General features: G+C 63.8%; 11 protein-coding genes and 1 riboswitch. Of the genes, 4 read left to right on the forward strand and 7 right to left on the reverse strand.

Annotation, left to right across the window (positions count from 1 at the left end; all coding sequences use genetic code 11):
- Positions 1-450: 450 nt before the first annotated feature.
- Positions 451-939, reverse strand: coding sequence for a hypothetical protein (locus QRM60_RS14570; protein ID WP_043922206.1), 489 nt, complete (start codon positions 937-939; stop codon positions 451-453).
- A gap of 268 nt (positions 940-1207) precedes the next feature.
- On the opposite strand from QRM60_RS14570, the gene QRM60_RS14575 reads away from it, so the two are divergent.
- Positions 1208-3235 (forward strand): sodium-translocating pyrophosphatase, encoded by a 2028-nt coding sequence (locus QRM60_RS14575; protein ID WP_285446455.1) that lies wholly within the window; start codon positions 1208-1210, stop codon positions 3233-3235.
- Positions 3236-3652: 417 nt separating this feature from the next.
- On the opposite strand, the gene QRM60_RS14580 is transcribed toward QRM60_RS14575, so the two are convergent.
- The gene (locus QRM60_RS14580) at positions 3653-4135 is read right to left on the reverse strand and encodes a hypothetical protein (protein ID WP_285446456.1); all 483 of its coding nucleotides are present in this window, start codon (positions 4133-4135) and stop codon (positions 3653-3655) included.
- Positions 4136-4334: 199 nt separating this feature from the next.
- Here QRM60_RS14580 and ppa point away from each other — a divergent pair, with 199 nt between their 5' ends.
- Both ppa and QRM60_RS14590 read left to right on the forward strand, forming a co-directional pair.
- Entirely contained in the window at positions 4335-4871 is a 537-nt protein-coding gene (gene ppa, locus QRM60_RS14585; RefSeq protein ID WP_002804918.1) for an inorganic diphosphatase, read from the forward strand.
- Positions 4872-5017: 146 nt separating this feature from the next.
- Positions 5018-6130 (forward strand): HDOD domain-containing protein, encoded by a 1113-nt coding sequence (locus QRM60_RS14590; protein WP_012437451.1) that lies wholly within the window; start codon positions 5018-5020, stop codon positions 6128-6130.
- A gap of 320 nt (positions 6131-6450) precedes the next feature.
- On the opposite strand, the gene QRM60_RS14595 is transcribed toward QRM60_RS14590, so the two are convergent.
- The 4 genes from QRM60_RS14595 to thiC all read right to left on the reverse strand — a co-directional run bounded on the left by QRM60_RS14595 (position 6451) and on the right by thiC (position 14984).
- A complete protein-coding gene (locus tag QRM60_RS14595; protein WP_115575814.1) occupies positions 6451-9294 on the reverse strand; it encodes a TonB-dependent receptor in 2844 nt (947 codons plus the stop codon).
- 48 nt (positions 9295-9342) lie between these two features.
- Positions 9343-10236 (reverse strand): helix-turn-helix domain-containing protein, encoded by an 894-nt coding sequence (locus QRM60_RS14600; protein ID WP_011038416.1) that lies wholly within the window; start codon positions 10234-10236, stop codon positions 9343-9345.
- 119 nt (positions 10237-10355) lie between these two features.
- Positions 10356-12710: a winged helix-turn-helix domain-containing protein gene (locus QRM60_RS14605; RefSeq protein ID WP_285446457.1), complete on the reverse strand. Its 2355-nt coding sequence runs from the start codon at positions 12708-12710 to the stop codon at positions 10356-10358.
- Positions 12711-13106: 396 nt separating this feature from the next.
- Positions 13107-14984, reverse strand: a complete 1878-nt coding sequence (gene thiC / locus QRM60_RS14610; RefSeq protein WP_285446458.1) for a phosphomethylpyrimidine synthase ThiC — start codon at positions 14982-14984, stop codon at positions 13107-13109.
- Between the two features lie 114 nt (positions 14985-15098).
- Positions 15099-15197: riboswitch (TPP riboswitch) on the reverse strand.
- 559 nt (positions 15198-15756) lie between these two features.
- On the opposite strand from thiC, the gene QRM60_RS14615 reads away from it, so the two are divergent.
- Complete coding sequence (locus tag QRM60_RS14615) at positions 15757-17727, forward strand: prolyl oligopeptidase family serine peptidase (RefSeq protein ID WP_285446459.1); 1971 nt, start codon at positions 15757-15759, stop codon at positions 17725-17727.
- A 12-nt stretch (positions 17728-17739) separates the two neighbouring features.
- Here the strand turns inward: QRM60_RS14615 and QRM60_RS14620 are convergent, their stop codons facing one another.
- Complete coding sequence (locus QRM60_RS14620; protein ID WP_285446460.1) at positions 17740-19578, reverse strand: methyl-accepting chemotaxis protein; 1839 nt, start codon at positions 19576-19578, stop codon at positions 17740-17742.
- Between the last annotated feature and the right edge of the window lie 73 nt (positions 19579-19651).

Consider the following 19651-nt stretch of genomic DNA (forward strand, 5'->3'; position numbering starts at 1 on the left):
CTTTTGGCGCATCCGCATAGTCTGCACTGATCAGGAAAGATCGTGAACAGGTTCTGAGGCGAGCCCGTCAAGTTTTTCTTCAGGACGGGTTTCTGGCCCTCCACCTTCTAGTTCCGAAAATCCCCAAGTAGGGACAGGATGGATAGCTACTCAAAATTGGGGGGACGTCGAACAACCTTCGTTGGCGCAACTTTTCTAAGCAACTAGCGGTATGCGGTATTAAGCTCAGTCGGTCTTTGGCTCGCCGGTCACCGCAACGGCGCCTAACGATTGAACGACGTGCCACTGCACGAGGTGGCACTACTGCTTGCCACGCAACACGGAAGCAGGCATTGATGCTTGACCCACTGCACCACCGCCGCGCGCGCTACATGCATGCATGTAGCGCCACAAAGCTGGGCACGCAGACCGAACTGACACCCTAGGCGTGCGCGGCCGCATCAGCCGCTCTTACTGGCAGGCCTTGCCTTCCATCGTCTGCTGCGCGGTAAACATGGGGACCTGCGGGATCTTGCCAGCCGCGGCCTGCTGCTTGGCCTCCTCCAGATAGATACGCGACTGTCCTTGTCCATCCAGCTGCGGCTTGGCCGCAACCGGCTTGCGCCATACCCGCACAACCGCCTGCTGTGACGGGCAGGACGCGCTCGGTACGCGGATCACATCATTGAAAATCCAACCGGAGGCCACGCTGGGTGCAGCTTTGGCGTAGTCGACGAAGCGGGCGCGCGGCTGACAGGTAGGACTGCTGCGCGTCACCGAAAACGTGTATGGCTGCGCCGCATTGCCGGTGAAAACGCCTTCCAGACGGGCACAGGCTTCGGGAATCTGGCGCAAGGTGTGCGCTGCACCAATCGCCTGCGCCGTGCCAGGGGCACGCTGCATTTCCGGTGCGGGCTCGGCGGCAAACACAGGAGCGCTCAGCAGCAGGCCGGTCATCATCAAGGCGGATTTCAACATACATAGGCTCCTGGATCGGGTCGATCACGGTGGCGGCAGGCTGTCATGCCATCACTGAACGCGGCGCCAAAGCCGCGGTGCTGGCAGGCATGCAGCACGCGGCGCATACTCGGCCGCAATCCGGCCACATGAACATCGCGACGCGCAGCAGGCCTAGTCAGGCCGTCGAGTCCGTCTTCGCCGTTCCACTCGTCGCGCACCGCCCTTCGTTCGTCCCGACCGGACGACATCCATTCTTTTGGGAGGGGTCATGCTGGAACACTACGGATTGATGCTCGCGCTGGGTTGTGCGGTCCTGGCCATTGTCTATGGCATGTTGTCGGCGCGCTGGGTGGTCGCGCAGCCGAGCGGCAATGCACGCATGCAGGAAATCGCCGCTGCCATCCAGGAGGGCGCACGCGCCTACCTCAACCGGCAATACCTGACCATTTCCATCGCGGGCGTGGTGTTGTTCGTGCTGGTTGGGCTGTTTCTGAGTTGGTACACCGCGATCGGGTTTGCGATTGGTGCGGTGCTGTCGGGGTTGGCCGGCTACATCGGCATGAACGTGTCGGTACGCGCCAACGTGCGCACCGCAGAAGCAGCCCGTCACGGAATCAGCAAGGCCATGGACGTTGCCTTTCGCGGCGGCGCCATCACCGGCATGCTGGTGGTCGGCCTGGGCTTGCTAGGTGTTGCCGGCTACTACGCCATCCTGCAGGCCATGGGACTGCCGCTTGATCAGAACCTGCACGCCTTGGTCGGCCTGGCGTTCGGTTCATCGCTGATTTCGATCTTTGCGCGCCTGGGTGGTGGCATTTTCACCAAAGGCGCCGATGTGGGCGCCGACCTGGTGGGCAAGGTCGAGGCCGGCATCCCCGAAGACGACCCGCGCAATCCGGCCGTGATTGCAGACAACGTCGGTGACAACGTCGGCGACTGCGCAGGCATGGCGGCGGACCTGTTCGAGACCTATGCGGTCACCGTCATTGCCACAATGCTGCTCGGCAGCCTGACCCTGGCCGAAACCGGACCGCATGCGGTGTTGTATCCACTGGTGCTGGGCGGCGTGTCCATCGTCGCATCGATCATTGGCGCAGCATTCGTGAAGGTGAAGCCGGGCGGCTCGATCATGGGCGCGCTCTACAAGGGCGTGATCGTGTCCGGTGTGTTGGCGGCGATTGCGTACTGGCCGATCACGCAGGCATTGATGCGCGACAACGCGCATGGCGCGATGTCGTTGTATGCCTGCGCATTGATCGGACTGGTCCTAACCGGGCTGATCGTGTGGATCACCGAGTACTACACCGGCACGCAATATGGGCCGGTGCAGCACGTGGCCGCCGCGAGCACGACCGGTCATGGCACCAACATCATTGCCGGCCTGGGGATCTCGATGAAATCCACCGCACTGCCGGTCATTGCGGTGTGCGCGGCGATCTGGGGCGCGTTCCATTTTGGCGGCCTGTACGGGATTGCGATCGCGGCCACGGCGATGCTGTCGATGGCCGGCATGATCGTGGCACTGGATGCCTATGGCCCGATCACGGACAATGCCGGCGGCATTGCCGAAATGGCTGAATTACCGCCAGAAGTACGCAATGTCACCGACCCGCTGGATGCAGTCGGCAATACCACCAAGGCGGTGACCAAGGGCTATGCGATCGGCTCGGCTGCACTGGCAGCGCTGGTGCTGTTTGCCGACTACACCCACAACCTGCAGGCCGCCAATCCGAACGAGGTATTCGCATTCGATCTGTCTGACCACACGGTGATCATTGGCTTGCTGATTGGCGGATTGATCCCCTACCTGTTCGGCGCAATGGCGATGGAAGCCGTGGGGCGCGCCGCGGGTGCGGTGGTCGAAGAAGTACGCCGCCAGTTTCGCGAAATCCCCGGCATCATGGCTGGTACCGGCAAGCCCCAATACGACCGCGCGGTGGACATGCTCACGCGCTCGGCAATCCGCGAAATGATCGTGCCCTCGTTGTTGCCGGTGGTGGTCCCGGTCATCGTCGGGCTACTGCTTGGGCCGCGTGCGCTGGGCGGATTGTTGATCGGCACCATCGTGACCGGGCTCTTCGTTGCGATTTCGATGACGACCGGGGGAGGTGCCTGGGACAACGCCAAGAAGTACATCGAAGATGGTCATTTCGGCGGCAAGGGCAGCGAAGCACATAAGGCCGCGATCACCGGCGACACCGTGGGCGACCCCTACAAGGACACCGCAGGGCCTGCCATCAACCCGCTGATCAAGATCATCAATATCGTCGCGTTGCTGTTGGTGCCGCTGCTTTAACGCTGTGCTTGAGGCGATCTGCAGACCTCGTGGGCCGTGGCTCCGGGCTCCAGGCTCTTTCTTTTGTCGGCTGGCAACGGCGCCTGGCCTCTGAGGCTCCTGAGGCTGCAAGCATGGCGATGCGTGCGGCTGCAAAGACCACTGCGGAGACCGGAAAGACGCCACTGGCCCGTTTGATCACTACGGGCCAGTGGCGCAGCGCATCTCCGCATGCAGCAAGTCAGCAAGTCAGCAAGTCAGCAAGTCAGCAAGGATCACGCCACAAGCCATCAGGCTGCGCAGGGTGCTCGTTACTTGGCGCATCAAGACGCATATCGGAGGCAAGCCGCGTAAGCACCAAAGACGCTGCACCAGAATCTGCTAGGTCGTCATGGATGATCGCTCGACCAACAGCATGAGCAAGACGCTGTCAGCGCCTCACAGGCAGCCGATCAGCCCGTCATAGATCGGCGGCGCACCGCCGGGCAGCGGCTCGAACAACGGATTGGTGACTGCAAGCACGCGATACATCTCGTCCAGGCGTGTTCCGGCCTTCAGAGGCGCCGTGCAGCGCCAGACCCGGCTGTCCGAGCGCAGATAACCGCTGCGCGGATCCACGCTGACCTCGCTCGCGCCAAAGGTCCAGATGCAGCTGCGCACCACCCCGCTCACCCGATTGACCGAGCAGCGGAACCGCAGCGGCTGGTAATCGCTGAACTCGCCGCCACAGAACGTATCGCCACAGATATTGTCGAAATCACGGTCCAGCCGTTGCTCCAGATCGACAAAGGCCTCCCAACCTTCGCCGTTGGCCGGCCAGTCCACCGCATCCACGAACGCCGGCGGCGGATCCGCGGCCAGGGCCGCCGGGGCGAGGATGGATGACATCAAGAGAACAATGACGCGCAGGTACCTGGACATGGGGCCAACTCCGTGGCTGTGGATGAGCCTGCAGCGTGACGCGAGGGCACAGTCAGCAACATCGGGCAGCGGCCCGTGATGAACGCGGACTATGCCGCACGCCACTGTCAGACGGAGGCCTATTCAGCGTCGCTGCACCGCAACAGCCGAACGCGTAGAATCGGCCTCCACACACAGCTGAAGCCTCGGAGCTACGCGCATGGGCCTGGAACTGGTCACGTCCGGCAAGAACCTGCCGGAAGAAATCAACGTCGTCATCGAGATCCCCAAGGACTCGGAGCCGGTCAAGTACGAAGTGGACAAGGCCAGCGGCGCGATCTTCGTCGACCGCATCCTGTCGACCCCGATGCGCTACCCCTGCAACTACGGCTACGTGCCCAACACCCTGTGCGGCGACGGCGACCCGGCCGACGTGCTGGTGGTGCTGCCGCTGCCGCTGGTGCCCGGTTCGGTGGTGCGTTGCCGCCCGGTCGGCGTGCTGCGCATGAGCGATGAGGCCGGCAGCGACGAGAAGATCCTGGCAGTGCCGATCGAGAAGATCTTCTCAGGCTATGCCCACATCGAAGATATCGATCAGGTCTCCAGCCACTGGATGGAGCGCATCGGCCATTTCTTCGAGCATTACAAGGACTTGGAGAAGGGCAAGTGGGTCAAGCTGGATGGCTGGGGCGGCGCGGCGGAAGCCAAGCGCATCCTGGTGGAGTCGGTGGAACGCTATAATTCCGACGCGCCCTGAGCCGTCGACCGTGACGCTGTCCCGCACGCGCGGGGCGATCGGCATCACGCTTTTGGCGTGATGCCGGTGACCGCTGTCGGCAGATTGGGTACATTGCCGACAGCGTTTGGCCGGCGCCTATCGCCGGTGACTCTTGGGGAAGTGCCTTGCGTATTTTGTTTGTTGGGGACGAAGCCAGTCTTCCGTCCGACCTTGTCGACTACATTGCCGAACTCGGCGACAACTGGCAGGCGCAGCAGGTCCCGGACGGGAACTCTGCCATCGAAGCCGCCGCGCTGTCGCCCTTCGATGCGGTCATCGTTGCCCCGGTCCTGCCGGACCTGACCGCCGCCACCTTGCTGGGGCAAATCCGCACCCTGCGGCCCGACACCATTCGCATTGCCCTGATCGATGCCCAGGACGGGCAGCGCACGCCACCGGCGCGCATCATCGGGGTGGCGCACCGTTTCCTGCCGATGCCGCTGGCACCGGAAGTGCTGCTGGAAGCCGTGACCAGCCTGGAAGAGTTGCGCGACCTGCTCAGCAATCCGCGCCTGCGCGCGGCCATTGGGCGGATCGAGAAACTGCCCTCCCCGCCTCATCTGTACTTGAGCCTGATGCACGCACTGGAAGAGGACGATGGCGCCGACGCGGCCGACATCGCCAAGCTGATCGCCGGCGACCCGGCGATCGCGGCCAAGGTGCTGCAGCTGTGCAACTCGGCGTTCTTCTCCGGCGGACGCAGCATCACCGACCTGCGCACTGCGGTAACGCGCCTGGGCGTGGCCACGCTGCGCGACCTGGTGCTGGCCAGCGAAGTGTTCTCGGTGCAGACCTTGACCCCGGCCGAGCGCGCCGCGATGCAGCGCCGCGCGCTGCTGTCTTCGCGCCTGGCCGCCAAGGTGTTGCCACCGACCAGCGCCGAACTGGGCTCCACCGCCGCGCTGCTGGCCGACATCGGCCTGTTGCTGCCCGGCGTGCGTGATGAACGCGAACCGGCCGTAGAAGGCGACGAGCGTCTAGGCCATACCGAGGCAGGCGCCTACCTGCTAGGCCTGTGGGGCCTGCCGATGCCGATCATCGAAGCGGTCGCCTTCCATCGCCACCCGCAACGCTCCAGCCTGCGCAGCTTCTGGGTGACCGGCGCCGTGCACGTGGCGACTGCATTGGCCAGCGGCGAGACCGTGGACGAGGAATACCTGACCAAGGTTGGCGTCATCAATCGCCTGCCAAATTGGCGCGAGCAGGCCGATACGTTGATGGGGCTTGCTGAGGCGTAAGTTGCCTCGCTACAGCTGAAAAAAACGCGGCGCAGGCCGCGTTTTTTTTTGACTGTTTGTTGAGCGCAACGCATTTTGCGCAGCGCGCGCCGTTGGCATTGGGTGCCAGGCGATGCTCGCTAGAGCAGCGGCACCGCAACGAAATGGATGCCCATATGCTGCAGCGTGGTCGCAGCCTCCCCACTTAATCACCTACCCCGGCATGAAGTGATGCTCCGGCGACAGAACCCCGATCGTCGCTAAGCAAACACTGTCTTCGGCCCACAAAAAAAGGACGGGCCTTGCGGCCCGCCCTTCTATTCACCAAACGCGTCGATCGATCAGAAGCGCTGGGTGTACTTCATGTACATGAAACGACCGATTTCGAAGCCGCCGTAGTAGGCGAAGCTGCTGTTCGGTGCCGAGTACTGAAGCGGACCGCGGTGATCGAACACGTTGTTCGCGCCGAGCGCGATCGTTGCATCCCACGGGGCCTTCCAGTTGACCTGCAGGTCGTGGAAGGTGTTGGAGCCGGTGTGGCGCAGCGGATCGGATTCACCGTTGGCGAAATGATCCGGCGCGTCGCAGTAGCCCTCAGCCAGAGTGATGCAGCTTTCCTTCATGCCCGAGTAGTAACGCAGGGTGTAGTTGACGCCGAAATCACCCAGCGTCCAGTTCACGCCAACGTTGGAGCGCACGCGGAAGATGCCCGGCTCGCCGACGCGGCCGATCATGATCGCGTTGCCTGCGCTGTCCTGGCCGGCTTCGTCGTACTTACTGACGTAGCTGGTCTGCCAGTCGAAGGTGAACGAACCGATCGCGGTTTCCGGCAAGCGGTACTTCACGCCGAGATCGTAGCCTTCGGTTTCCATCTGGCCGAGGTTGGCCACGCCGTAGGTCATCGACGAGATGTGACCGTCTGCAGCACGCGTCAGGCTCGAGCAGCGCGAGGTATCGCCGAGCACGTAGCAATCGCGCAGGATGCGGTCGACGCTATCGGCAATGATCATGTCATTGATTTCGTAGCGGTACCAATCCAGCGAGATGTCCAGGCCCTGCACCCAGCGCGGGCTCCATACCAGACCAGCCGTCTTGCTCGTGGAGGTTTCCGGCTTCAGGTTCGGGTTCGCGCCGCTGATGAATTCATCAGGCGTCTGGCACGGATACGTCGTGCAAGGCACGAAGCCCTGACCGAGCTGCGTGTAACCCAGCGGGACACCAGCGGCGTTACAGGCGGCATTGCCGTTCACGCTGTTCGGGGCACCCACGCCGCAAGGATCGATGTAATCCTCGAAGCTGCTGCTCAGGCCACCGTACAGGTCGCTGATGGTCGGAGCGCGGAAGCCTTCGGCGTAGGTCGCACGCACCAGCAGGTCTTCCAGCGGACGCCAGGTCAGGCCGAACTTGGAGTTCAGCGTGTTACCGAAGTTGCTGTAATCGGAGTAACGGGTTGCCGCGTTGAAGGTCAGTTCCTTGGCAAACGCAACATCGCTCAGCAGCGGCACGTTCAACTCGAGGTAGACCTCGTCCAGCGAGTACTGACCCTGCGTGGTCTTGGCACCCAGGCCGGTGCTCTCGCCCGACTGCGCAAATGCGTCCGGAGAGAAGCGACCTTCTTCCTTACGGTGCTCGTAGCCCACCGCGATACCCAGATCGCCAGCCGGCATCTCGACAATCGAACCCGACAGGTTGGCGGTGAAGCTGGTGGTCTTGGTCAGACCGGTGTCGGTGAAGGTCGGGAACAGGAATTCCTGCAGCGCCGGGTCGGCGAGCGAGCCCTGACCTGCAACGTTGTACGGCAGCAGCGGGTTCCACGGACGGCAAGCCGACAGCGAGACCGGGTCAGCAGCGGTACCGCACTGCGCAACGCCCTGGCCGTTGATGAACGACGGACCCAGCGCCTGACGCGAAGCGATCAGGCTCATGTCGCCGCGGCTACGCTTGGTGTTCTCGTTGCGGTTCCACAACGCGCCCACGTCCCAATCCCAGGTCTTGCCACCGAGATCGAAGTAACCGCTCAAGGTCGGCGCAAAACGCAGCGTCTTCAGCTGGTTTTCGCTGGCGCGCGGCACTTCCCACAGACGACGGCGGAAATCGACGTCCTGGCCGATCGGATTGAACGCGCTACCAGCTTCCAGCGGCGTACCGAACGAGCCGGACTGATACGGGTAACCCGCGATCTGGCCGTCGGTGGTGCGCTCGTTGTAGGCGATGTCGGCGTTGAAGGTGATCGCGTCGGCAACGTCGTAGTTGACGTTCGCAAACACCGACTTACGCTCGATGCCGGTCTGCACCATCATCTGCTGGTTCGAGTTGGCGTACTCGGCCGGCGTCAGCGGGTGGTAGTCAGCGGGATTGTTCGGGTTACCGCCGGCATTGAGGGTCTGCCACACCGCGGTGTCCGGGTCAGCGCAGTCGACCTGCAGCGGGTTGCACCACGAACCGTTCTGGCTGATCGGGCTCCAGCTGTTCGGGGTCGAGTTGGGACCACGCGAACCGTCGCGGCTGAACCAGCGGTTCTTGGCGAACACCGGATCCTGCTTGGAGTATTCGGCCGACAGCGTCACACCGCCACGCTCGCCCTGCGTACCCACAGTGAAGGAGTACTGGGTGGTATCGCCGTCGCCCTGGCCGAACTGGCCGAACTGCACGCTGGCTTCAGCGCCGTCGAAGCGCTTACGGGTGATCACGTTGACGACACCGGCAATGGCGTCGGAACCGTAGATCGACGAGGCGCCGTCCTTCAGCACCTCGATACGCTCGATCGCTGCCATCGGGATCTGGCTGAGATCCTGCAGGCCGGAGGTCGATGCACCCAGACGCTTGCCGTTCACCAGCACCAACGTACGCTGCGCGCCGAGGTTACGCAGGTCGACGTAGTAACCGCCCACGTCTTCGCCCGACGACAGCGCGTCGGCGCGCGAGATGGCCGGCGAGCCCGCCGAGGTCAGGTTCTGCAGCACGTCGGCGACCGACGTCAGGCCCTGCTTCTCCAGCGCCTGGCGGTCCAGCGTCAGAATCGGCTGCTGGGTTTCGACGTCCGCGCTACGGATGCGCGAGCCGGTGATCTCGATACGGTCCAGCGTGGTGGTCGACTCTTGCGCGGCGGCAAATGCCGGCGTCAACGCGATCGCAATACCGGCGGGCAACAGGCCCAGCCGCACTGCGGAGGTGCGAAGGTTCATCAATCTCTCCAGGGTTCGTTAGTGGCGCGTTAAGCGCCCCTGTGCAAATTACGTTTGCGTGAACGCCGTCGCTTTGCGCGTCACGTTCCGTGGCTTTGCCGAATCTGGCGGATTTGCTGCTTGGTCGCGGTAATGCGAAGCGGAAACGCCGAATCGCGCACGAAATGCACGCGCGAAGCTGCAGCAGTTGTCGAAGCCGCTGGCGGCCGCAACCTCACCGATCATCATCGAGGTATCGCGCAGCAGGTCCGATGCGCGTTCCAGACGCAAGCGTGCTGACAACGCCTGCGGACTTTCCTCGTACAGGCTCTGGAAGGTCTTGGAGACATACCAACTGGAGAAGTTGGTCAGTTGCGCCAGCTCGCTGATGCGCACCACGCGGTCGCTGTTGCCTTCCAGATATAGACGCGCCCGCTGCATCCGCCCGAACACCTGACGGCGACGGCTACGCGAGCGGCCCGGGCAGCGCTGTTCCTGTTCGACGAATTCGCGCTGCATCCCGGCCAGATGCAGCAGCAGCGGCCGGGCCGAAGCGCTACCGCTTTGCGCGGCGGCATTGCGCCACAGCCGCAATGCGATACGCAGGTCGCTGCGCGCAAGGTGGCTGCGACCGGGATACAACGTGGCGTCGGTCAGCTCGGCCAACGACTGCAGGCTGTCGCCATCCAGGCTGACGCCGACGCAGACGGCACTGCGGTCGGCCTGCACCGTGGGATGGGAATCCTTGTCGAAGGCGATCCAGTCACCTGCATGCAGGCGGAAACGTCCCTCCTTGGCTTCCACCCAGGAACGTCCGCGCAGCTGCACCCACAACGTAAAGGTCGCCGCCACCGTGCGCAGGCTGCCGAGTCGCGCAACTGCCAGACAGGTGGTCGGCGTGTGCTCGCCAGCACCGTCGATGGAGAGTGCAACGCCACGATCGGCAGTGATGACCTGTTGCATGCTGGCAGCCCGCTGTACAAAAGAGCGCACAGTGTTTTGCCGAATCTGGCGGCAGTCAGGATGTTTTGCTGAAGGTGTCCCGAAATCGCCACGAAGAGATTCCGAAGAACTTACGAAGCTTATTTCTTCAATTTGAACAATAGGTTGGAGACGATGCCGAGCGAGGTGGCGGGTGTTGCGGGTAGCGGCATGAAGGCAATGGCGCTGCCATCTTCCTCAGCCAGCGACACATACATCGCGCCACTGCGCTGATCGATGCTGAAGCCGTTGATGGCGGTGTACTTGGCAACATCCATGCACTGGCCCTGCTGCCTACTGCGCAGTTCACTGTCATGCGTGGAGCACGCGTCTGTGGAAGACAGGTAATGCACCTGCGCATGCGCACCCGGCGCCCAACTGCGGTAACGCCAGCGCGAGGGTTGCATGCGATCGATCGGCTGCAAGGTGTCGGCGGCCAGCGACGGCGCGATGCGCCACAGTCCGCCGCTGGACAAACGCGTGAACAACACCTCGCCTGAGGCGCGGTCCAGACGCAGCTGCGAGACATCAGGCAAGACGCTCAGCGCGCGCCACGGTTGCGTACGGCGGTCATAGACGGTGGCGGAGGTTCGACCGTCATCAGAAGCCGCAACCACCAGCAGTTGATTGGGGTCTGGCAGGTAGATTGCCTGCAAAGGCCGCGCCTGCGGCACCGCCAGCCGCGTGACCTTGCCGCTACCAGGCGTGACTTCGTAGATGCCACGGTGGCCGGTCGCATCGGTGCCGGTCACCAGCGCGTGCTGCGAATCGGCCGACCAATCCGCGGCCTGCCGGCTGTCCGGGCGCAATCCTTCAAGCAAGCGTACCGAGCCGGGCTTGGTGACATCGCCCCACCACAGGCCATAGGCGCCGGAACGATTCGAGGTGAACAGCAGTTGCTGGCCATCCGGCGCAATCATCGGTTGATCATCACGCCCATTGGACGGAAACAGACGACGTCGCAGGTATCCGCCGTTCATGGGGTCGCGGACCACTTGATACAGGCCAAACTGTGGCTTGCGCTGCACGAACACCGCATGCGTGCCGGCCACATCCGGTGCCTGTGCGTCGTCCACCCCAAGATCGTGCAGGCTACGGTCGTGTAACTCCAGCCGGTACAGCCGCGCTTCGCTGTCTACGCGCCGCCCGAAGATCACCCCACTGCTGTCGGGCAGCCAGCTCCAGCCGCGGATCTCGGCAATGTCGTCGGTCAACCGTTCCGGGGTGCCACCCTGCGCAGGCATGCGCCACAGGTCGCCCATCTGGGGGTTACGCATGAACACGATCCACGCACCGTCAGGCGAATACCGCGGCATGTAATCGAAGTCGTCCGGGTGCGCGCTGTACGTCAACGTCTGCCATTGCCCGGTTTCAAGCTCCAGCCGACGGATGCGCCGCGCGCCATTGGCACCGGTCATGGTGCCGAACAACAAGGCGCGCCCGTCTGGCGACCAGCTGAAACTCAGCATGTCCGCGCCATCGCACCGCACAACCTCGTGGGCCGCGGCCTGGCCGTTGGCGGCGGCAATCATGATGCGGCAGCTGCCATCTGCGCCATCGCGCTCGAATGCGATTGCACGGCCATCCGGCGACCACGCCGGAAGCCGGTCGGCCGCCCCGGGGCCCGGGGTGTCGAGCACGCGCGGATACGCGTTATTGGTGGTCTTGACCAGGATCGAGGTCCCAGGGCGGTCGTTGACCAGGGACGCGTACGCCACCATGGCGCCGTCCGGCGACAGGCTGGGGGTGAGGTCGAAGCCGCCACCGGCGGTGATCACCTGGTACGGGCGCTTGGGGCTGCCCACGACCGTGCCGACCGACACTGCGCCGGTGCTGGATGCATGCTGCCACAAGGCTTTTGCCGCCAACCCCAACACCACCAGCAGGGCGACGCAGGCCAATGCCAGCGCCACGCCACGGCGCCGGGCACGTGGCAGCTGAGCGCTCGCAGCAGGCTGTGCCGGGCTCGCGTCAATAGCGCTACCGATCAGCACGTGCGCGCTGGCGCTGTCTTCCCTCTGCGCGTTGCCGTTCGCATCTGTCTGTGACTGCGCAGGGTCAGGGAGCGCCGCCTTTGCACCAGCACGGTCAACGGCCTCCGGCGTCTCCCACGTCACCGGCGCCAGCAAGCGGTACCCGGTCTTTGCAATCGTTTCGATATGTGCGGAACGTTCGCTGCCATCGCTGGCAAGCGCCTTGCGCACCTGGGTAATGGCCTGCGTCACCACATCGTTGGTCGGCAGCGTGTCCGGCCAGACCTCGGCCAGCAGCTGCTCGCGCGTCACCACCTGCCCCGGCTGCCGGGCAAGCGCCAGCAACACTGCCAACGCCTTGGGCGCCAGTCGCGGGGTGCGCTTGGCACCGGGAACATGCACTTCGCGCGAGGCCACATCGACCGTGCAGACACCGACGCGCAGCCGGCCCATGGACGATGAAGGGATGGAGGAAGAACTCATGGGCAACAAAGACACACACGCCGGCAAGGACAACAAGACCAATCACGCACACTGCGCGAGACGCCAAATTCAGCAAAGCACGACAACCAACTGTGTCATGCATCTAATTGGTGCAAATTTTACGCTATGCACCGTTGCTTCCTATGACAGGCGGCGACGTCAGGCTCTCTCTCTCTCGCCGAAGAATTCAAACAATTACGACGTACCCTTCGCGCCTCTGGCGCGATTTTTTTATCTGCGATTCAGCTAGACGCGCCGAATTTGCTTGGATTTCGTGCCTCGACGCGAAAATTTTTCCGACGGCACTTGCGATGCGAGCGCCAATCTGCACCATTCAAAACTGAACTTTTCTTAAGCGGCCACAGCGATCGACTGCAGCCGCATGCTGCCCCGCAGTTACGACGCCCGATACACCTGTGCGCCCTGCGCCACAAATTCTCCAGACTTCTCCTGCATGCCCGCCTCCAGCGCATGGTCCTCGCTGATGCCGTGCTCAGCCGCGTAGTCGCGCACATCCTGGGTGATCTTCATCGAACAGAAGTGCGGGCCGCACATCGAGCAGAAATGCGCCAGTTTGTGCGCGTCCTTGGGCAGGGTCTCGTCGTGGAACTCCTTGGCTTTCTCCGGATCCAGGCCGAGATGGAATTGGTCGTCCCAGCGGAACTCGAAGCGCGCCTTGCTCAGTGCGTTGTCACGTACCTGTGCACCGGGATGGCCCTTGGCAAGGTCGGCCGCATGCGCGGCGATCTTGTAGGCCATGATCCCATCGCGCACATCCTGGCGGTTGGGCAGGCCCAAGTGTTCCTTGGGGGTGACATAGCAAAGCATGGCGGTGCCGAACCAGCCGATCATCGCCGCACCGATGGCGCTGGTGATGTGATCGTAGCCAGGTGCGATATCGGTGGTGAGCGGGCCCAGCGTATAGAACGGCGCCTCGCCGCACTCGCGCAGCTGCTTGTCCATGTTCTCCTTGATCAGCTGCATTGGCACATGGCCTGGCCCTTCGATCATGGTCTGCACATCGTGCTTCCAGGCGAGCTTGGTCAACTCGCCAAGCGTCTCCAGTTCACCGAACTGGGCCGCGTCGTTGGCATCGGCAATACAGCCGGGGCGCAAGCCATCGCCGAGCGAAAACGCCACGTCGTAAGCCTTCATGATTTCGCAGATGTGTTCGAAGTGTGTGTAGAGAAAGTTTTCCTTGTGATGTGCCAGACACCACTTCGCCAGGATCGAACCGCCACGCGACACGATGCCGGTGACACGCCCGGCGGTGAGTGGCACGTAACGCAGCAGCACGCCCGCGTGAATGGTGAAGTAGTCCACGCCCTGCTCGGCCTGCTCGATCAAGGTGTCGCGGAAGATCTCCCAGGTGAGCTCTTCCGCACGGCCGTCGACCTTTTCCAGTGCCTGGTAGATCGGCACGGTGCCAATCGGTACCGGCGAATTGCGAATGATCCACTCGCGCGTCTCATGGATGTGCTTGCCGGTCGACAGGTCCATCACGGTGTCGCCACCCCAACGAATCGACCACACCAGTTTCTCGACCTCTTCGGCAATGCCAGACGACACCGCACTGTTGCCGATGTTGGCGTTGATCTTGGTCAGGAAGTTGCGGCCGATGATCATCGGCTCGCTTTCCGGATGGTTGATGTTATTGGGTAAAATTGCGCGGCCGCGCGCGATCTCCTCGCGTACGAACTCCGGGGTGATGCGCTGCTGGATTGCCGCACCGAAGGCTTCGCCCGGGTGCTGCTTGCGCAACACCGCATCGGTGACCGCTTCCAGTCGCTGGTTTTCGCGAATGGCAACGAACTCCATCTCCGGGGTGATGATGCCGCGGCGCGCGTAATGCATCTGCGTCACATTGGCACCGCTGCGCGCCACACGCGGCAAACGTCGCGACGGGAAGCGCACCGCATCCAGCCGCGCATCATGCTCGCGACCACGACCGAAGCTGGAACTCAGTGCCTCCAATGGCAGCGTGTCGCCGCGTTCGACAATCCAGTCGGCACGCAACGGCGCAAGGCCGGCAGCAAGATCGATCGCCGCCTGCGGATCGGTGTAGGGGCCGGAGGTGTCGTAGACACTCAGCGGCGGGTTGTCCTGCCCACCGAACAGCGTCGGCGTGCGGGTCAGCACGATCTCGCGCATCGGCACCTGCAGGTCTGCACGCGAGCCTTGCACGAAGATCTTGCGGGAACCGGGAATCGGCTGGGTCACAGCCGCCGAGAGCGTCTGGGTCTGTTGCAGCAAAACGGTGGGCGCGGCATTCATTGGCGTTCGTCCTGTGTGCTGAGAAGCCAGCACCAAGGGTGCTGGCGCTGCGAGGGGTCGCAGTGCGGACGAAGCGGCGGCGCTCAATGGCGCGTACCCGTGCAGGCACGGAGCAGCGCATCTAACGAAGCTTCCCTACGCCGGTATGAGCCGGATCAGGTTCGAAGGGACTATCTCAACCGCAGCAGTGCTGTGGTACCCCCACTTCGGCGGCGATTAAACCACATCGCCGCACGGACGACATGTGTCTGTGGCGGTCTCAGGCGTCGTGGTGAGTCTGGATTAGACCAGCAACTATCGTCGTGTTGCCTACATCACCTTCAACGCCATACGGGCACTGCCATTTCCGTGGAACGCCACTGTCCATGTAGGCGTCAACCACGTGTTCGGGCGCGCCCCGCCGTCGTGGTCAGCACTCTGCCAAAAGGGTTCGACTGGGCGTCCGCCCTCCCGGCCGTTAAAGCTGCCTGCACCACACCTAGCGGTCTGATCGAACGGCCGCATGACGCAGCTGGAACGCAGCGTGTCTTTCGCAAAGCCGCCGCGTTCATGCCACGGCCGACAAGCAACGCGCATCCTGCCATGCAACACGCAATCGTCGGCATCCACCGGCATTTGCACGGCACGCCACAGCGCTAGCCTGCCCGCATTACAACAAGAAACCAGCTCTCTCTCCCTGCCGCCGATCTTCGGTGGCTTTTTTTTGCCGCCCCACTTGTCACCACCCGGCTCGCTTAGCTATCGTTCAGCAAACAGGGGATGGATGACGCAAATGCAGGGAACGCAGAAGTGTGCCTGGGCGGCAGCAATGCTGTTGATGTGGTTCGGCGGTCAGGCGTGGGCCGAGCCCGTGCCGCCGGCGGAGGCCTTCGTCGAGTCCGGCCCGATTTCCTCGCCATCGATGTCGCCGGATGGGAAACATCTGGCGGTGAGCGCTGATCTCGGCGAAGGCAGCTACGCCTTGGTGGTCTACCGAATTGCGGACATGCAATCCACCACCATGCTGCGCCTGCCGCGTTACGAGCTGCCGGTGCGGATTGCCTGGGTCAGTGACAGACGGCTGGTCATCGGCAAGGGCCGCAAGCTCGGCTCGCTGGAAGAACCGCTGCCGATGGGCGAAATCATTGCCACCGATCTGGATGGCAGCAACCAGCGCTATGTCTACGGCTACCTGCAGAGCACGCGCAATGCCGGCCTGGAGCGCGGTTTCGGCTATATCGAAGGGTTGCCGGCCCATCCCAACGGCCACTTCTACATGCGTCGCCTGTCGCTGGATTCGCGCCACTCGATGCTCTACGACGTCGACACCACGACCACCACGCATCGGCTGATGGCCGACATCGACGTGCCCGACCTGCGCTTCGTGCTCGACAATGCCGGTGTGGCGCAGTACGCCTACGGCACCGATGACAACGACAATTCGCTGTTGTATCGCCGTAACGGCAACGGTTGGGCCGCCCTGCAACAGGTGCAGGCAAACTGGCGCCCATTCGCATTCGCCAGCCAGCCGGGCCGCGTGTACGGCTGGTACAACGACGCCGGTGGGCCTGCAGCGCTGGTATCCAGCACGCTCGATGGCCAGCAACGCAGCGTGCTTGCAGCGGACCCGTTCTACACCGTGGACGACCTGCAGTGGGGGCCACTGCCGCAACCGCCGTTTGCGGCCAGGCTCGGGCCGGGAAAGCCGAAACTGCAGTACCTCGACGACAGCGCCGAAGCGCGACTGCACCGCAGCCTGAGTGAAACGCTGGCCGGCCAGTACGTGGATTTCATCAATTTCACCGAAGACGGCAACGGTCTCTTGCTGCACGCCTATAGCGATCGCAACGCCGGAGACTGGTACATCTTCAACCGCACGAGCAATACCCTCAAATTAGTCGTCAAGGCGCGCAACGCGTTGCAGCCGGCGCAGATGAGCGAACGGCGCATGGTGACCTTCCAGGCACGCGATGGTTTGACCCTGGACGGTGTGCTGACCGTACCGAACACTGCCGCCAAGGGCACGCGGTTGCCGATGATTTTGCTGCCGCACGGCGGCCCGCATGCCGACGGCGATGGCTGGGCGTTCGATACCGACGCGCAGTTCCTGGCCAGCCGCGGCTATCTGGTGTTGCAGGTCAACTACCGTGGCGGCCACGGCCGCGGCCACAACTTCGAGCGCGCCGGCTACCGGCAGTGGGGCGAACGCATCCAGGACGATCTGGTCGACGGCGTGCGCTGGGCGGTTGCGCAAGGGCTGGCCGATCAGTCACGCATCTGCAGCTATGGCGCCAGCTTTGGTGCGTATGCAGCGATGATGGTGCAGGTCAAGGCGCCGGAGTTGTTCCGCTGCGCAGTTGGCCTGGCCGGCATCTACGATTTGCAGATGATGTACAGCAAGGGCGACATCAACCGCAGCGACTACGGCATGAATTATCTGGAGCGCGCCATCGGCCGTGACGCCGCCGATCTTGCGGCGCATTCGCCGGTGAGCCTGGCCGACCGGATCAAGGTCCCGGTGTTGCTGGTACACGGCGAAGAAGACGAGCGTGCGCCATTCGCGCAGGCCAAGAGCTTGCGTGCAGCATTGACGCGCAGTGGCAATGCACCGCAGTGGATGGCCGTCCCAAAAGAAGGGCACGGTTTCTACAAGGACGCCAATCAAATTGCGTTCTATCGCACGCTGGAACGTTTCCTTGCCGAGCAGCTGGGCAACGCCGTGCCTGCATCGCCCGCCAGCACGGCCTCTGCCGCGCCGCAGTAAGCGCGGTGGCGGTTACTCCAGCGTATAGCCCACCCGCAGGCCGCCCCAATGCTTGCGGCCGACGAAGATCGGCGCGGACAGATCGAACATGATCTGCCCGGTGTCGCGGCGATAGACCTGCAGGCGGTACGGGTCGGTATGCGCGCCGACGCTGCGGCCGACACGGTCGGTGAACTTGCGCTTGGTGCGGTTGCCGACCAGGTCACGCTTGGCATCGCCGGTCAGCGGCTGGGTGAAGCGCAGGTTGTGGGTGGGCACATAGCCGTCGGGATTGGCACAGATCGCAAAGACGATCCACGCGTGCGCATCCAGTAACGGTTCCTGCAAGGCAGGCAGAATCTGATCACAGACGCCATCGAACGCGGTGCTGAACTTGGCCGGCTCCACGCCAGGAATGGGCGTGTAGGTGCGCGCAAACAGGGCTGCTTCGTCGATCTGGCCGCGCGCGATGGCTTGCGCCAACGCGGTGCCGATGCGCCCGGCGGTGGCCACCGCCAGTTCCTTGACCCGCGCATGCCGTGGCACCTGCAACGGGTCGGCCGGCAGCCGGAATAGGCCCACGCAGTCGCGCAGCGTTTCGGTGCCGCGCTCCAGAGCTTCGCTGCGTTCTGCCACATGCGCGGCATGCTGCAGATTGCTGCGCCCCAGCGCCACCACGCCATCCACGGCGCTTTCGATGCCACGGATCTCGCCGTCCTGCGCCTGGATGCGACCGGCCACTGCGGTCATCGCGCCACTGGCACGCCCGAGCAGGCCGGTGATGCCGTCGAGCACGGCTTCGGTGCCGCGCGCGGAAGCGGCGCCTTCGCCGATGGCTGCGCTGGTTTCGGCCAGGATTGCGCGCACATCGCGCGCAGCCGCCGCAGCGCGTTCGGCCAGGCGGCGGATTTCGGTGGCGACCACCGCAAAGCCGCGTCCGGCATCGCCGGCGTGTGCGGCTTCGATGCTCGCGTTGATGGAAAGGATGTTGGTCTGGAAGGCGACCGAGTCGATGACTTCGATGACCTCGCCCGCGCGTGCGGCGCGCCGTTCCACTTCCTGCATCGCCTGGCCCAGCGCACGCGCCGCGGCCATGCCCTGGCGCGCGCTTTCATCCGCGCTACCGGCCAGCGTGATCACCTGTGCCAGCTCGGCGTTGACGTCATGCAGGTTGGTCGCCAGCCGTTCCACCGCGATGCGCGCACCATCGAGCGCCTCGGTCTGCGCCTGCGACTGGCGCACCATTTCATCGTTCTCGGCCACCAGCGGCGGCACTTCGGCGGCGATCTGTACCGACAAGGCCACCGCCTGGCGGATCGCTTCGGCCAGATTGCCGAAACCCGCCTGTAGCCGGCGGCCCATCTCGGTCTCGGCCAGGCCAGCAGGGAGCAGCAGTTCAAGCTCACAGCCGGCCAGCGCCTGCGCGGTGCGTTCGAGCACCGTGCGGTCCTCGTGCTCGGCCTGCAGGCGGGCCACCAGCGGTTGCAGCAGTGGCGAGATCGGCACCGGGCGGCTGTCTTCGGCCAGACGTGTGGCCTCGCGCAGCAAGGTGGCGGTTTCCACGTGCGGCAAGGACAGCAGCCAGCCGCCATGCACGCGGTCGCGCGTATAGCGCACGCGGCGCGCCGGGTCATCGCCCGGAGCGGCCCACACGCCTTCCTCGCCGACCAGATCGGCTGCGTTCAAGCCCCACAGCAACATGGCGGGCGCGCCCTGCAGCTCGGCGGCGGTGATGCCCAGCACGTCGAGCCCGGCGCGATTGCAGGCCATCAGGCATGCCTCGGTCGAAAGCCGCAACAAGGCGACCGGTGCATCGGGAAGCAGTGCTGCCTGCGCATGCGCCGGCAGATCGGACTGTTGCATCGAATTCATGGGATTCCTCCGAATCCATCGAACACGTTAGCGGCGCGCGCGGCGTGGAATTGAGCGCGCATCATCGCGTGCA

The organism is Xanthomonas sp. fls2-241-TYG-148, from assembly GCF_030208815.1.
Lineage (GTDB): Bacteria > Pseudomonadota > Gammaproteobacteria > Xanthomonadales > Xanthomonadaceae > Xanthomonas > Xanthomonas campestris.

Bases quoted from the DNA above. Each gene is read 5' to 3' on its own strand.
- QRM60_RS14615 (WP_285446459.1), top strand. From the start codon at position 15,757: ATGCAGGGAACGCAGAAGTGTGCCTGGGCGGCAGCAATGCTGTTGATG.
- QRM60_RS14620 (WP_285446460.1), bottom strand. From the start codon at position 19,578: ATGAATTCGATGCAACAGTCCGATCTGCCGGCGCATGCGCAGGCAGCA.
- QRM60_RS14600 (WP_011038416.1), bottom strand. From the start codon at position 10,236: ATGCAACAGGTCATCACTGCCGATCGTGGCGTTGCACTCTCCATCGAC.
- QRM60_RS14595 (WP_115575814.1), bottom strand. From the start codon at position 9,294: ATGAACCTTCGCACCTCCGCAGTGCGGCTGGGCCTGTTGCCCGCCGGT.
- QRM60_RS14580 (WP_285446456.1), bottom strand. From the start codon at position 4,135: ATGTCCAGGTACCTGCGCGTCATTGTTCTCTTGATGTCATCCATCCTC.
- ppa (WP_002804918.1), top strand. From the start codon at position 4,335: ATGGGCCTGGAACTGGTCACGTCCGGCAAGAACCTGCCGGAAGAAATC.
- QRM60_RS14605 (WP_285446457.1), bottom strand. From the start codon at position 12,710: ATGAGTTCTTCCTCCATCCCTTCATCGTCCATGGGCCGGCTGCGCGTC.
- thiC (WP_285446458.1), bottom strand. From the start codon at position 14,984: ATGAATGCCGCGCCCACCGTTTTGCTGCAACAGACCCAGACGCTCTCG.
- QRM60_RS14575 (WP_285446455.1), top strand. From the start codon at position 1,208: ATGCTGGAACACTACGGATTGATGCTCGCGCTGGGTTGTGCGGTCCTG.
- QRM60_RS14570 (WP_043922206.1), bottom strand. From the start codon at position 939: ATGATGACCGGCCTGCTGCTGAGCGCTCCTGTGTTTGCCGCCGAGCCC.